Source organism: Ureibacillus suwonensis, assembly GCF_042655065.1.
Classification (GTDB): domain Bacteria; phylum Bacillota; class Bacilli; order Bacillales_A; family Planococcaceae; genus Ureibacillus; species Ureibacillus suwonensis.
On sequence record NZ_JBHSNQ010000193.1, the window covers coordinates 12,033 to 27,196 of the forward strand.

Genomic DNA, 15,164 nt, shown 5'->3' on the forward strand with positions numbered 1-15,164 from the left:
TAGGACAGCCGCGATTGGCTGTCCTTTATCGTTATTCCGGCAATTTGAGAACTTGTCCGGGGTAAATAGTATCTGAAGTCAGGCCATTGAGTTTCTTAATCTCCGGATATCTTGTTCCTCTGCCGAGTTCTTTTTCCGCTATTCTCCATAAGGTGTCGCCTTTTTGCACTGTATAGGTTCTATTGCCCTTGTTATCAGGAATGCTGTTTACAATTACAAGGTTTTCTTTTGCTACCCAAGTGTTTATGCCTGCAATCTCTTGACCGCCGGATTTCTTAACCTTTTTGCCAAGCAAAACACATTCTTTGCCGCCTTTTATGACCGGCTTGCCTTTGTATAAAGTCTGTGTGACCCTGTGGTAATAGTCATTTTTGACCCACGTTGGAACTTCCACACTGCCGGGGTAGTAATTCTTTACACTGTCCTTAAACTCCACCATATCTCCAATTCCAATATCAGTATTGGTATCTGTACTGTTCTCCAGCGCTTTTTTTACTGCTTTACGGAAAGTATCCATATTCTCACCATGCTTGGGAAACCAGTGCATCACATCAGCATGGTTGCTGGCAATACCGAGCTTATATCCCTCGGAGTGGCAGATGATGTCATTCTCATTAAGACCGTACTTCTTGCAGAGCATAACGCAGAGTTCAACCGCATTCTGCCACGCTTTACGGAAATAATCTTCCTGCTTTGCTGCATCATAACCCACCATTACCGACCCGGATTTATACGAAAACCCGGCAGGCTCACAGATTTCAAAGCCAATATGGGTATTGTTGGCTGCTCCTCCTGCATGCCATCCGCGATGATCCCAAGGCAAGTATTGCCAAACCTCTTTATCGTCTACAAAAGCGTGAATACATACCTGCCTGTTTATTTCGCCGGCCTTGTAAGACTTGTTCCAACGAGAAAACCAGTCGGCCGCCATTACGCCTGGCACAGCCGTCGAATGTACCATGATTCCTATAGGTGTGATTTTACGACCTGCTGTATAGCAATCGTTTCGCGTCATGTATTTTGTGAAAAGCTTCATTTCTTTTCATCCTCCTCATTTGAGTGGCCATGCAGTTGTTCCAATGCGTTCTTCAGCTTTTCAGGAATGGGCAGTCCTATATGTGCTGCATTCTCAAGAATTGAAATTCCCTCGTTACTCAGGTAAAAGAAAATCACTGCTGTTCGGATTGCCCCGCCGTTGCCGAGCACCTGGCTGTCGATGATGTGTCCTACACCTACAAGTACAAAAATAAGCACTTTCTTAAAGATGCCCTTGGCCCCGACTTCACTCGAAAGCTTTCTGTCTACAACGGCACACATCACTCCGGTCACATAGTCAATGGCTACAAAAGCGATGAGTGCGTATAAAAATCCATCCAGCCCTCCAAGAAACCATCCAAGAAATCCGCCAATAGCAGTAAAAACCGCCTGCGCCCAGTTCCATACTGTTTTCATTGTCTTAAACCTCCGTTCAACTTGAGTTTTGCATATAAAAAAGCGCCCTGCCTTAAAGCAAAGCGCTGAAAATTAAAACTTCTAATCTATATTTGCTTCGGAAGCGCCTCCCACAACCGCATATCCTCCTGCCCAAGAGACCAGATGGCTATACCTCGCAGTTTCCATCGATAAGCCGCTTCGTTTGCCCAGTAAACAAGGCTGTCCACATCCTGATAATACAGAATAGAAAAACCATCTGCATCTCCGAGGAAGAGACGGGATATCCAAATATTGATGTCTTTCGGTATAATCTTTACTTCATAGTCATTACCGCAAGAAAGAGCCAAAAGTTGTGAGTGGAAGAAGTCATAATCCATCGAAATGTCCTCACTGCGAGTTATCGATTCCTCCACATCGCTATTTACTGAAAACACCTGAAATTCATCATCCCACGTGACACCAGTGCGAGCAAGCCTGCCAAAGCTGGTTATAGTTCCATCCGGGAGTTCCACATCAAAACGCTCGTATGGTTCATATACCCACGCATCGCCCAGCCGCAGCAGCTCGCATACCGTCCGGTTGTCCGAGCAGTACCCTGCATAACCACTACCACCGATTACATTCACTGTGAAACGCAGGGTTGAAGCTGCACCAGAATATACTCTTACTTTATTGCCGCGTTTTCGCATCTCTATAGTATACATATTCGGATTAGCACGAAGATCGGCATCTGCAGTTTTTGAGAAACTGGCGGAGTAGCTACCAAGCAAGGAATTACCTTGATAAAGCTCGACTCTTTGCGCGTCATAATTTAAGCAGCAGAAAATATCCCCAAGGAACACCCCAGCCCGTCCACTGCTATTTTGAGGGAAAGCCAGCCTTGCCCGGATATGAATATCGGAAAACCCGTCGTATTTCCATGCAAGTTTGCCATATCCCTCGAGCTGGGAATATGGGCGACTTTCTGTGCTGTCTGGATCTTGCCAAACATCCCATTCGCCATCCAGCACAGTCCAGTAATTTTCAGGCAGGATGTTCCTGTCACGAAAATCTTCATACCAAATAAGCGCCGAGTCGGGTTTTCTTCGCAACATTTCAAAGGTCAGTTTAAAACCTCGATCCGGCTCAACCATCACACCATTTACATCCTTGAACCGACGAGGAGAGAGCATAAAGCTGGCTTTACCGGCAAAGGGATACTCCGAAAATCCACTGCAAACCCTAAAACCGTAAAACTGGACTCCCGGCATACCACCGCTTATGCTGACAGCATGCGTTCCCTCTTGGAGAAATACACCTTTTGCAAGTGTCAACCAGCAAACTCTTCTCCAGTATGGCCACCATAAACGGTTCTCGCTGAAAGTCTTTGATTCACCATCAAGGGAAACGATAATCGCATTTTTGTCCCAGTAAGGAAAGCAAAGCTGTACTGCAATATCGTAATATCCCGCTTCTCTTATCTCAAAACGGTACTCTGCTGACGCCTGGTCATCTCCAAGTGAGGCCATCTCATCAGTAATAATGACATTTCCTTCGTATTCATCCGGAACTCCGTTCCTGTCAATATAAATGGTTCCGAACTCCGATTTCTGCTCCTTGCCATAGCTTGTCAAATATCTTCGCCTGTTATAAACCCCTTTTAGCAGCGGATATTCCCAGGATACAGCATCCCATCCTTCCATATAATCATATACATGAGGAAGAGCCCAAGGTACTTTGTTATAGTCATCCCAGTAAGCCACAATTGGAATAAACGGCTGGGGCGGTGCATCGCCTGTGAAATTGTAAACCCCAGTCATCCAGTATTTTGCCGCATAGTAGGTATTAGACACTCCTCGATAGGTTATTCCAAGGTTTTCAGGTGTATCATGAATCCTCCAGTTCCAGCCATAAGCAGGCAACCCCATGAATATCTTATCGGGTGACATAACGGAAATAGCATAATCATATATGCCCTCAAGCCAGTCACGAGGAGATACTGGGCCGGGAGCAGAGCCCGCCCATGCCATGCCATAGCTCATGATGGCGGCGGTATCGCAATAGTCGTTAAGATCGGCATAAACACACCAGTTTTCACCGCCCACCGAGCCTTGAACGCCGGTCATACCCGGCAGGCAGATGTTGACAAGCTTTGTTGCATCATAAGACTTAACTGTATTATATATATCCCTAAATAAAGCATTCGCCGCATCCTTGTTTTCATAACCTCCACCGCGCTCAAGGTCAATATCTACCCCAGCGCACCATGGATACTTGTTCATTATTCGGATGATTTCAGTGAGAAACTTATCCTTTGCACCGTTTTCGTTGTTGCGAAGTGCAGTAAAAATATTGGCTATTCCATGATTCATAATAGTGAGCAGCCACTTAATGTGCGGCCATTTCTGAATATACGGAAGCATGCTGTTGATGCTGGTACCGGTTTCAGTGATTGTACCTGTTGCGTCAACCTCAAAAGTAAAAATGCCTACCGTATCAAAGCGGTCGCCGTAGTCTCTAAGTGCTTCATACATTCGGGCATTACCCATAAAACTCCACACCATGCAACGTTTGCCTTTTAAGAAATCCCTCACAACCGGTCACCGCCTTCCTGCATCTCCTGAAATTCAAAGAGCACCCGCGCCGATTTTCTCTCTTCCAGTTTCACTGTATGTTTGCTGTCCCATGCCGCAGAATATTGATAAAACCCATCCTTAGGAGTCTGACTTCCGTTTTTTAGGCATTGGCGGGTGGAAGCCTTGAGTGTCAGCTCATCGCCTGCGTTAACCGAGTCAAGAAACCTTACCTTATGCGCGCCCATACCTTGGGATATTTCAATACTTCCTGCGGCCATATCCTGTATAGGATAGATATAGCAGTCAAGACCAGCAGAAGTTTTACCCAGGTTGAATAAAATTACAGTCTCCGCTGTTCGCACCACACCGTTATAATACCGGGGCGGAACTGGCTGCCCGTTTTCCTGCATTTTCGTTAGCATTTTGCTCGTGTGGACGGTATAGCCTGTCAACTGATCTCCATCCTGAAGCTGCAGGTCGGTGAAATAGATTATTCCGGTACAGTCGGAAATCTTGAGTATCACAGTAACGCCCACCACATGTTTATTGCTTTTTAGTTGTATGGTTTCTGCAAATCTTGAAAACTGCATAGTTTTTTCCTCCAAAACTATTTGACAAACATAGGCATCAATGCTAAACTATAATCTGATTTTATATTTGGAGGCTAGTATACACCTATGTGTGGTATTTTTCGTATTCGTAAATAAAGGTGCCCTGAACAAAAGATAGCTCAATAGCAGCGTCTTTGTTTTAGTGCACCCTTTTTCGATTAAAAAAAAAACCGAAAGAGGTGTATTTTTTATGCCCCAAAATAGAAAAAAAGGGACAACTCCGCCCATTTGGGTATCTCAAAACTTTTTGACAAGTTACAAAATCATCAACAGAATTATTCGCAGAACAACCCTTAACAAGGATGATCATGTGATTGAAATTGGCCCGGGAAAGGGTCATATAACAGGCATCTTGATTCAAAAATGCCGAAAAGTCTCGGCAATCGAAATTGACGGCCGTTTATATAATAGATTGACAGCAAAATTCAAGGACGTCAAAAATATCCGTATATATCATCAGGATTTTATGAAGTGGAAGCTTCCTCAATCCGAAGATTATAAGGTTTTTTCAAACATTCCCTTTTGCTTCACTACGGATATTATGCGAAAACTCACGGAGTGCAAAAACGCACCTTCTGAAGCATGGCTTACCATGGAAAAAGGCGCAGCCAAGCGTTTCATGGGTAAGCCTTCAGAATCATTGCGTTCACTGCTTATAAAACCCAGATTTGATTTGGATATTGCTTACTATTTCAGCAGGGAAGATTTTCATCCCAAACCGGGCGTTGATGTAGTACTTCTTCATCTTAAGAAAAAGAGCCCGCCGGATATCCCCGCAAACCAGTGGTTTGCCTATGAACAATTTGTTTCAAAGGCGCTAAAATATGGATTCCGCTGTTTTTTACAAGCAAGCAATTATCTAGGGCATTCCGTCAGGCTGGCGTGCAAAACAATATCACCCCTGCAGAGATTCTTTATGTTCAATGGCTTTGCCTTTTCCGATGCTACTGGGAGCATGTGCTAGGCAGAAAATGATTTGAGTGGCTCATTACCCGTCCAATGTCCACCGGATCTCGCACACATGTCCGACCCATCCGGTGGAAACCGAGCCGCCTTGAAGCAATAAATCCGTAAAGTAAACGGTGCCGGTGCAGTCAGTGACGCACAGCCTGATGGTGATAGATTTGACTCTGCTGATACTTTTGGGAGAAATACTGTGTGCAATCTGATTGAAATATGCCATATCATCACCCTCAAATCAGGTCTATAAATCTTGTTTCTGTTGTACCGTCCTCGTATTCAATTACTATCTCAACACCAACTTGGCCGTTTTCGCCCTTTTCAAGGTTTTCGGAAGCAATCTGCGCTGAAAAAGTATAGCTTTTACGCGTTGCTGGATATACCGTCTGTGACAGACTCTTTGTCATACCAGGTACACCGACAGCCTTGAAGGAAGCAGTTCCCGAAACACCATTCTCAGTATCCACTTCAAAACCGGAATTGACCCAGTAGGCAAAACCATCATCCGCCCTGGAATTGCGCAGATGGTTGAATGGTACCATATCTTTAATTTCCTGACGGTTTACCAACTCTGCTGAGGACAGCGCATCTGCTGCCTTGTCCCACTGTGCTGAAGAATCGCCAAGTTCCCGCAGTTTAGTTGAAAGCTCGATCACTGTTTTCCAAGGCTCCTGCAAGTTGTACTGCCTACGCACAACACGTGTCTTTACCAAAAGGCCTAGTTCTTTATCGTCCACTGTAACAATATCACCCAGTTTCCATGCTTCGTGCTCATAACCGGTTAGCGCAGATAAATCCATTGCAGACAGTACATAAGAAACGCGAGGCTTCGAATATTCTGCAAGCCGCATTTTTGCATATTCCAGCATCTGATACGGATTTGTAAACGACGAACAATCAAGCGTCGACACCCTCACTTCACTGGAAAAAGTGTAATCTTCCACGTATTCCTTACCTCCATTAATTGAAGCGAAGGTCAATCCGTCCTTTCCATAAGCATAGAGCCTTGTCACTAATTCACGTGTATCGACTACCCGCTGAATACTTTTCAAATTCTTTCTATATGAAAAAAGCGCTCCGCTGTCGGTACCACTAAAAGTCAAAAGGTGTACCTGGCGGTTGGCGCTGTCAAACACAAGATCGCCGCCATAAATATTCTGTACGGTGCGAAGGATGGATAAGGCATTTTTTTCTGTACACTGCCATGTTCTCTTCGTGCTAACAGTAACATTTCCTACTGTCCAGCCTGTACCCAAAAGTGCATATTGCATCGGAACATCTGCAGTATCTGCATTGAATTCCCTAGGTACTTTTTCCGCACTGAAAGACAGATCATAAAACACCGCTTCAGCATATACTTGCGTAATAACACGCCCATCTTCACCTTTATTGTCCGTTAAGGTTCGGATCCGGTAAATGTCATTTACGATTTGCACTTGTTTTTCATTTTCCAGTGTGCTTCTTTTTGGATCATGGAACGGAAGCTTGAATTCCAGCGTATCCGCACCATTCACCTCACCAGTGACAATGATATCAAAGGCATTTTCAAGAACAGCTTCCCATGCTCCGTTTTTGTCCAAAATCACAGGACGGGCAAAGCCTAACTTCTCATATGGCGCTTTCGGTATGTCATGAAGCTGTATTTCCAACAGTTTTGGCGTCTTCAATGGGTCACTGCTGGTTAGGGTAACACGGAACCTTATATATTGCCGATTTGGAGATTGAAGCTCACCGCTGGTTCCCACAGCCTGCCATGCAGACCATTCTTCAAGATCATCGCTTGTGCTGGTCTCTACTAAAGACACTGACGTAACACCTGCAGTATATTCGCTTGTGACAGCGACACGACCGCTGCCGGATAAAGCACATGGAACCGCCCTTGTATAAAGTACGCCACTTGCAGGATACTCGCCATCTGTTGCTTTAAGGGTGACTGCGCCAGGCTCTGCCAAAGCATCTACATCCGAAGCCGCATCCCCACCGTTTGCATGTAAAGACGACTTAAAATATAACAGCAAATCATCAGCTGTAAGCTGTGAGTCCGTTTCCAGAAACCAGTCGTCGAAGCCTCCGGCATAGTAGTAGGTATTTGCATGCATCCCCATAATAATGTTTGCTATGCATTCCCGGTTCAATTCTCCCGAAAAGGAACGCACAGGCGACACCCAGGTTGCCCCGTCGCTGCGATCGCATATGATGTTCTGTACCTTTTTGTTGCTTACTTCAATGATGGAGGCAATAAAATACCAGCCGCCGTTTTTTAAGGTAATGGTAGCTGTTTCACTCTGGTCGTAGATTAGTGTGCCGGAGGAGTTATACAACATCAGCCTAAGTCTTCCTTGATAAAGTGAAACATAAAAAATTGGCTGACCAGGTCCTTGGCGGGTATTGAATATGGGTATATATGTCTGGCCGACCGAATAGGTGGTAGGATTAATCCAACCGCCTACAACAATCTTTTCGCCCAGATTGCTAAAGAAACTCCCATCATTTTCTGCTATAAGATGGGTCTTTTCAGAAGTCGGATTAACAATATTTTGCCTGAAGTATCTTCCGAATCTTCCAGCAATAAGGTTTGCTGATGTCCCTGACCAGCCGGAGATGGTAAAATGTCTGCCATGTCCCGATGAGTCTATAAGCTGAAGATTTTCGTCTGGCGTTTTTTCATTAAATCGCCATAAAGCAGACGTCCTTGATGTTACAGGAAACTCACCGGTAAAATCCTCTTGGCTCGTTAGAATTGATTTTATCGCCATGTTATCACCTCCATCTGCTTTTTGCCTGTATTTTTAACTCAGTAAAGGTCGCGTTTTCTGCAGCAATCTCAATATGATTAACACCTTTCCTGAGAATTGGAAAATTCAGATCCTGCAGGCTGGGAAGGCCATTTCTCAAGGTTCCGCCTGTTTCATCAATAACCTTAGCTGTTACCATGCCGGAGTCGACAATCAGAGTTTCACCTTCAGATAATGAGCCAACAATTCGCAATTCCTCGCCGTTTGTAATAAGCGAAATATAGCTTGATGAAGACGTTGATATCAAACCCTTCAAGAGATAAACCGGATTGGAATCCGCATTTCCTTTAACCCTCTCCAACTCATGCAGGCCTGTTTCAGAAAGAACAAATATCTCATCTTCCAACGCATAAGCATACGGGTCGGGACAAACAAACCGAAGTTCAAAGCTGCCCGCTGTCCGCAGTATCCGCTCACAGTCAACCGCTTCTGATAAGCGAGCTATGAAATATCGGTCGGGCAAATCATCTAGAACAAGTTGTTTAAGCCCGTTTTCCGGATTTAACCATTCAGCAACATTATCAAGAACCGATACAAGCTCGGCAAAACTGCGCTGGGGAAGCACACTGCAGCTAATTATTATGTTTCGTTCTGATATGTCGCAGCCAAAATCTGCAATACCTGCTTTGCCCGGCACAGTTTCAAAGGAATTGCGCAGGGCAGGGGAGACCTGCCATTTGGTAAGTCTTGCTCGTATTTTCATACTTTGCGACGATATTCCATTGTAGATAAATCCCATATGCTTCCCTCCATTATGCTGTTATAAAACGTCCCTGCGCCCTTGAACCTGTCTGCATCAGGTTATATAACTCCTGTGAAATCCTACGTATGTCTTCTTCACCACGAACAATCATCTGCTGCACCACAACAAGCGGCCCAGAAGCTAAACCGCTAAATCCACCTCGTCCACTTACATTAATGTCAGGAGATATATTAAAATCTGTCGGCACTGCATTTTGCATATCGTCCGCCACTCTGGCCATAGCCTTGTCAAATCCCTCACCAATACCCAGTGCCATATTGCCGCCAATACCTTCAAAAACAGTGGACGGAGATCTGATTCCAAGAAAATTCTTTACTCCATCAACAATACCGGAAAAGAAACCGGAAACCTTATCCTTAATCCAGCTACCAAGGCTCTTAATACCTTCCCATATGCCTTTTACAATGTTCTTACCGATCTCAACCACCGAAACAACCGCCTTACCCAAACCTTCAATTATAGCCGCAATAATCTGAGGTAAGGACTTTACTAATTCTGGAATGGCTTTCACAAGCCCGGCAGCAAGCTGTACTATAAGCGTAATTCCTAATTCTATGATCTTCGGCATGTTGTTCGTCACAAATTCAATGATTGTTGTAATTATCCTCGGCAGTGCTTCAATTAGTTCTGGCAATGCATTTAAAAGTCCCTGCGCCAGTCCCTGAATCAATGTAAAAGCAGCTTCAAGGATTTTGTCCATATTATCCAGCAGCCCTTGCACAATGGTGATCACTGCTTGAACTGCTGCTGGAATTAGCTCCGGTAATGCTTCTCCAAGCCCCATTACCAACGCTGTGATTAGCTGCACCGCTGCATCAATGAGTAAAGGCAGGTTATCAATGAGTGCTCCGACAATGGTCATGACCGCATCTACTGCTGCTGGAATCAGCTCCGGCAGCAGGCTCAAGAGAGTTTGAAGCACCTGAGAGAACAATTCAGTTACAGTTTGCAACAGCACGGGAAGCAGATCTTTGACTGCTGAGATAATCGCACCGGTTGCCTCCGGCAGAGCGGCCACTATATTTTCCAAAACCGGTATGATATTTTTAACTACAGCCTGAAAGGCATCCACAAGATTTTGTGTTAGGTTCGTCATATCAGCGTTCGCATTGCCAAGTCCTGCTATAAACGAACTTAGAGAGGCTTGTAAAAGACCAATAGAACCGCTGATGGTCTGGGTAGACTCTCTTGCGAAGTTGCCAGCATACTGTTCGGTTTTTTCAAAAAACATCTGCATGGCGATCTCGGCCTTTTCGGCATTGGTTGCGCTATTCCAGGCAAAGTCCAGCCCTTTTGCAAGAGCATAAGCTTCGATGGTAGTGGCGTTCATGGCGACACCCAGATTATCCATCATGGTGAAGTTACCCTTGGCTGCGCCAGCGATGGATTCCATGGCAGTCTGCATGTCAATACCCATAACCGAAGCCATATCTGCCGCCCGTTGCATGGCCTTCTCAGTAAGCTCCAGACTTTTTTGCTGATCGACACCAGCACCCTGAAACAGTGCTCCCATTTTGTTGGCAGTTGCAAGGTACTCGGATTGGGACAAGCCTAGGTTCTTGTAAGCTTCTTCTCCTGTTTTCTGGATACGTTCAGCATATTCTCCAAACACGGCTTCAGAACCGCCGAGGTTTTGCTCAAGCTCTCCGAACTGCTGCACGACCTCTTTTCCCAGCTTGATGGCAGCAGCTCCCGCTGCAGCCGCTGCGGCACCCATAGCCGCACCAACACCTTTGAGGACACTGCCCAGCTTCTCAAATTTTGAGCTGGATTTTTCGGCATTGTCGCCACTTTCCTTCAATTCGTCCCCAAGTTCATCTGCACTTTCAGCAGACTGTTCGAGTTCGCGCTCCATTTTGTTCAGTTCGGCTTTGGCGTTATTAAGCTGTATTTGCCAAGACTGAGTACGCCGATCGGTTTCTCCGAAAGAAGAGGCGGCATTGGCAAGGGCTTTCTCCAAAGTAGCAATTTTTTCTTTCTGCAATTCGATCTCTTTATTCAGCACCTTGTTTCTTGCAGTAACAGCTTCAACTGATTTATCTTGTTTATCAAACTGAGATGCAACAAGGTTCATTTCGCTGCCTAGTACCTTAAAGCTTTGATTAATCTCACGAATGGCGTTCTTAAATTCCTTTTCGCCTTCAATCCCGATCTTCAAGCCAAAATTGTCTGCCATATAACCGCCTCCTTTCCTGCAAAATTTTAAATTCCATAAGGTATCACATCATCAATGGTCATCATACGCTTCGGTTTAGACAGTCCTAAAAACTGTCTATGGCACTCCCATAAATCAAGCAGGTATCCAATTGGCATGAGCCATACTTCTTCCTCTGAACGATTAAGCTGAACAGTGCCGTAATATAAAAGCCGAGTGAACAATTCCTCATCGCTCACTCGGCCGGTGTGTTTTTTAAATCATCTTCACTTTCAACATTTCTTTTGGTTCCCTTGAACATTGCCTCCATGATAGCGTCTTTATATGCTGCCAGTTCCAAAGGAGATGTAAGAAGTTCCACTGTCTCTTCGGTAAGAAGTTCACACTTATCCTGATTTTTGAGGTTGTGTATCAAAATGCTCTGGTTAGCCAGCAGTGTAATCAGCCACACCACTTCGTCAAGAGCCATCTCGAAGTTCTCGGTTTTCATCAGTTTTGTGCCGAGGTTTTCAAGACCGCCATATCTTTTTGCAATCTCCTTTGTCGCTTTAGTGGTTAGTATAAGCTGATATTCTTCATCACCGATTTTGATAGTCGCGCTTCTGTCATTATCCTGCATCATTCACTGCCTCCTCCCACAGCAAATACCGGTTCATAAACTTCTGTATACCAATTATTAATGGTTTCAGGCAATACTCCGGGATCGTCTTCGCTGACCTCTGCCTTCCAAGGGTGCTTTCCCTGGCCATCTGGTTTGTTACGTCTCATGACTGTCCCTTCAATGGTGGGTGTCGAAAACGTAATGCTATCACCTTTCGTTTGCAGATTTGTCGCCGGGATTCCGAATTTCACCCTGTAAAGCCAAAAATACCTGTATTTGCCGTTAGCTTTCTTGGCTCTAAAGCCAATTGCCACAGGCGCGCCTCCATCCTCGCTGGTGGAAATCAGCACCTTATTGTCATCAAGGGTGGCTCCCGTCAAAACCTCAGCAGCGTCTACTCCGATATCTGCAACACCAAGAGTCAGGGTACCGCTTTGAAATTCCTTGACCACTTCTGCCGCCCCGTCATCGGCATAAAGTGTCGCCTCTGCCAGCTCCACAGAAAGTTCTGCCGTAATAGCCTTAGCCAGCGGAACAGGCGTGTCGTATGTCTCTTCTCCGTTTTCATTCTCGGTTATTTTGGCATAATATAACCTGTCCAGTCCGATTGTGGCCATGTTTTTCATTCCTCCTTTACTTCATATTCTTTTGCCACATCAATGGCATAGTGGTGATAGCCGGTATCGTCCTCATGGCCTATATACCGCCTGTCGGTAATGGTAAAGCCTGCTTGAAGCAATGTGTTCACTATTTCGTTTTTACGGGCAGTGTAGTTTCCCTTTATAAATAAAGACAACCTTACCTCCTGGGTTTCTACCTGAGGCCGGTTGTCTGCAAAAACTTCAAATGTATCTGTCATCGGAGTAATGACAAGGTACTCATCTGGCGGTACACCGCTAAATACCCCGGTTTCAATGGGGATACCCAAACCATCCAATAACGAGTTTAATTCTGACAATATGCTCATATACGACCCAGCTCCTGTTCCAGTCTTGACTTCATTGCTTCGATGCAGGACTTCCTTGTAGCTGATTTTGCCGGTTTCAAAAAGGGCCTTGGAGGCTGCCCGGACTTGCCGTACTCAATAATATTAGCAATCTTCGCATTGCTTTCCCCATCCTTCCTTGGTTCAGTAAAGCCGATTTTTATGTTGTGGTTTCCATCCCTGTCTTGTTTGGCAGGAGAGAGTCCCAAAGCATTTACCAATTCACCGGTTGCTCTGGACGGATATTTAGTGCCGTTCCCGATAACTGACTGAAGATTGGACTTCACTTTTGAAAGAACCACTTCCCCGCCTGCTTCCAGCACCTTAGGTATGATTTCGTCTGTTCTTTCTCCAAGTCTGGATAACTCGAGCAAGAACTCTTCCGGCATTTTAACTTCCACCTTAGCCACGTTGCAGCCCCCTCCTCTTATGCTTTGCTTGATTTCACCTTTTCCGCAAGCACCTCAATATACATTCCGCGTCCTTTTACGTCCTCAACACTGATAATGTTGTACCTGCCATCGCTGCAAACGAGTACAAGATCTGTGGTAACTTCCAGGTTAGGTATCTTACGGAAGCGAAACAGGGCAGACGCCTGCGAAAACGCCGCCCTGTTTGCCCATTTTTCACTGCCATGCCTATCTTCCTTGTATGCCCTTACCGAAGCAAGAATGACATCACCTTTTTCTGTAAAACCCTCACTATCCTTAACCGGCTTGACTGAGATAATGTCCACGAAAGTTTTCATTTTCCCAAAGCCCATATTTACACCTTCCAATCCCGGTCGAGCCGCAGCAATAGATTAACTGTATTCCATACCTGCTGTCCTGCCTGCACACTATCCCCAAAAAAGCCAGCCGTCGAGCCATCCCTGCTTTCATAAAAATGGCTCGACAGCATAATTACAGCCTGCTCAGTAGTAGGCGGCATGGGGTTTTCGGCATAATATCCTTCCGGCTTTTTCTGGTAACTTTCCGCATAGGCAACTGCGGCTTTGATATACTCTTGTAAAAGTGCGTCATCTTCGTTGTGCTGCAATATGAGGTTTGCTTTAACCTTCTCCAAAAGTTCCATGCCGCAGCACCTCCGTTTTCATTAAGCTGATTTCTGCTGCAGTATCTTGACTGCTTCAGACAGTACCAGCTTGCCATCTACACGCTGGGTTGCCATGAATCCAACTTGTCCGGTCGCAGCATACAACTCATTAAGCCGCTTAAAAACCCTGCCTTGACGGTCTGCTACCCAGTAATAAGAAAAATCGCCGAATACAATCGTTTTTGCTCCGGCGGCAATGGCTGGCATAAATGCAGAAGTTTTAACTGGACGATTGAGGATAGTATCCGGTGTTCCAGCAGTTACAGAAGGCTGCCAGAGATACTGACCGTTGTTGTCTTTGAGCTTCCTTATAGCTTTAATTGTCGAATCATTCATAATGAATACAGCGTTCCTGCGGTACGGAGACTTTAGACTGTAGAACAAGTCCATGATCTCGTCAAGGGTAATGGCTGTTGCGCTCGCCGCAGTTACTCCTATCTCGCCACCGCCGTTATCAGCCAAGATACCGGTTGGCTTGCCAGATCCGTCGCCGATAAAAAATGCTTCCTCCTCTTTTGCTCCGATTCGGCGGGCGAACTCTTTGGCGATATACTGTTCAAGGTTAAATACACTGTCGTTTAACAATTCCTCTGACACCTTGATCATAGTAGCCAACTTATATGCGCCGATGGATACCTGAGCAAAGGAATCGTCGCTTTCGGGAATCTGGCCTTCCTCATCCACCCAGGATGCAGTACCCTTGCTTGCCACCACAGGAATTTTCTTGTCACCGCTGGACGTGGTAATAACATTGGCAATCTGCCTAAAGATATTCTCCTCCTCCAGCGCTTCCACAAGAGTACGCTCAAAGTCGTCGGGAACAAGATATCCACCTTCGGTGTCCTCTCCAATCTGCAGCGCGTTGTGTACGTCATATTTGCGCCTGCCGCGCATCATGTTCCAGAAAGACTGCCTGTACTCATCGCTGGCACGTCCGGTTTTCTCATTGTTGCCAGATATGGAAGTGGGTTTGTCTGTAATAGGAATATTCAACGGTTTTGACAGTTCCAAATCTATGGCAGCCTGACGCTCAAGACGCTCTATTTCTTTGCCCAGCGCAATAACGTCGGCTTCCATTTTTTCATAAGTCGCGGTATCCTCCGGTGAAAGCAGTCCGTCGTTCCCGCGTTTGCTGTCGAGGAAAGCCTTAGCAGCTTCCCATACTTTAGCGCGTTTTTCACGCAGTTCCAGTATTTTGCTCATAATCAAA

General features: G+C 45.5%; 14 protein-coding genes and 1 pseudogene. 1 reads left to right on the plus strand and 14 read right to left on the minus strand.

Annotated elements, in window-relative coordinates:
• Window positions 1–31 precede the first annotated feature (31 nt).
• The 4 genes from ACFPOH_RS16290 to ACFPOH_RS16305 all read right to left on the minus strand — a co-directional run bounded on the left by ACFPOH_RS16290 (window position 32) and on the right by ACFPOH_RS16305 (window position 4,579).
• Complete coding sequence (locus tag ACFPOH_RS16290) at window positions 32–1,036, minus strand: N-acetylmuramoyl-L-alanine amidase (RefSeq protein ID WP_390310645.1); 1,005 nt, start codon at window positions 1,034–1,036, stop codon at window positions 32–34.
• Window positions 1,033–1,452, minus strand: a complete 420-nt coding sequence (locus tag ACFPOH_RS16295) for a phage holin family protein (RefSeq protein ID WP_004400092.1) — start codon at window positions 1,450–1,452, stop codon at window positions 1,033–1,035. Before ACFPOH_RS16295 ends, ACFPOH_RS16290 begins: the two co-directional genes overlap by 4 nt.
• An 86-nt stretch (window positions 1,453–1,538) precedes the next feature.
• A complete protein-coding gene (locus ACFPOH_RS16300; RefSeq protein ID WP_465270747.1) occupies window positions 1,539–3,962 on the minus strand; it encodes a glycosyl hydrolase family 18 protein in 2,424 nt (807 codons plus the stop codon).
• Window positions 3,963–4,003: 41 nt separating this feature from the next.
• Window positions 4,004–4,579: a hypothetical protein gene (locus ACFPOH_RS16305; protein ID WP_390310649.1), complete on the minus strand. Its 576-nt coding sequence runs from the start codon at window positions 4,577–4,579 to the stop codon at window positions 4,004–4,006.
• 211 nt (window positions 4,580–4,790) lie between these two features.
• Here ACFPOH_RS16305 and erm point away from each other — a divergent pair.
• Window positions 4,791–5,575: pseudogene (gene erm, locus ACFPOH_RS16310) on the plus strand (23S ribosomal RNA methyltransferase Erm).
• A 218-nt stretch (window positions 5,576–5,793) separates the two neighbouring features.
• Here erm and ACFPOH_RS16320 read toward each other — a convergent pair.
• The 10 genes from ACFPOH_RS16320 to ACFPOH_RS16370 form a co-directional block, all read right to left on the minus strand.
• Window positions 5,794–8,316, minus strand: coding sequence for a phage tail spike protein (locus tag ACFPOH_RS16320; RefSeq protein WP_390310651.1), 2,523 nt, complete (start codon window positions 8,314–8,316; stop codon window positions 5,794–5,796).
• Between the two features lie 4 nt (window positions 8,317–8,320).
• Window positions 8,321–9,094 (minus strand): distal tail protein Dit, encoded by a 774-nt coding sequence (locus ACFPOH_RS16325; protein WP_367669974.1) that lies wholly within the window; start codon window positions 9,092–9,094, stop codon window positions 8,321–8,323.
• A gap of 13 nt (window positions 9,095–9,107) precedes the next feature.
• Window positions 9,108–11,294, minus strand: coding sequence for a phage tail protein (locus ACFPOH_RS16330; RefSeq protein WP_367669973.1), 2,187 nt, complete (start codon window positions 11,292–11,294; stop codon window positions 9,108–9,110).
• A gap of 214 nt (window positions 11,295–11,508) precedes the next feature.
• On the minus strand, window positions 11,509–11,895 hold the full coding sequence (locus tag ACFPOH_RS16340) for a hypothetical protein (RefSeq protein WP_465270748.1): 387 nt from the start codon (window positions 11,893–11,895) through the stop codon (window positions 11,509–11,511).
• The gene (locus tag ACFPOH_RS16345; protein ID WP_367669972.1) at window positions 11,892–12,491 is read right to left on the minus strand and encodes a major tail protein; all 600 of its coding nucleotides are present in this window, start codon (window positions 12,489–12,491) and stop codon (window positions 11,892–11,894) included. Before ACFPOH_RS16345 ends, ACFPOH_RS16340 begins: the two co-directional genes overlap by 4 nt.
• A 5-nt stretch (window positions 12,492–12,496) precedes the next feature.
• Window positions 12,497–12,841, minus strand: a complete 345-nt coding sequence (locus ACFPOH_RS16350; RefSeq protein WP_003516028.1) for a hypothetical protein — start codon at window positions 12,839–12,841, stop codon at window positions 12,497–12,499.
• Window positions 12,838–13,269 carry an HK97 gp10 family phage protein gene (locus tag ACFPOH_RS16355; protein ID WP_390310655.1) on the minus strand — a complete coding sequence of 144 codons (432 nt, stop codon included), beginning with the start codon at window positions 13,267–13,269 and terminating at the stop codon, window positions 12,838–12,840. The genes ACFPOH_RS16350 and ACFPOH_RS16355 overlap by 4 nt, the downstream gene beginning before the upstream one ends.
• A gap of 17 nt (window positions 13,270–13,286) precedes the next feature.
• Complete coding sequence (locus tag ACFPOH_RS16360; protein ID WP_127837355.1) at window positions 13,287–13,622, minus strand: head-tail adaptor protein; 336 nt, start codon at window positions 13,620–13,622, stop codon at window positions 13,287–13,289.
• 2 nt (window positions 13,623–13,624) lie between these two features.
• Window positions 13,625–13,933 carry a head-tail connector protein gene (locus ACFPOH_RS16365; protein ID WP_028306855.1) on the minus strand — a complete coding sequence of 103 codons (309 nt, stop codon included), beginning with the start codon at window positions 13,931–13,933 and terminating at the stop codon, window positions 13,625–13,627.
• 21 nt (window positions 13,934–13,954) lie between these two features.
• Window positions 13,955–15,157 (minus strand): phage major capsid protein, encoded by a 1,203-nt coding sequence (locus ACFPOH_RS16370; RefSeq protein ID WP_013297316.1) that lies wholly within the window; start codon window positions 15,155–15,157, stop codon window positions 13,955–13,957.
• Window positions 15,158–15,164: the final 7 nt, after the last annotated feature.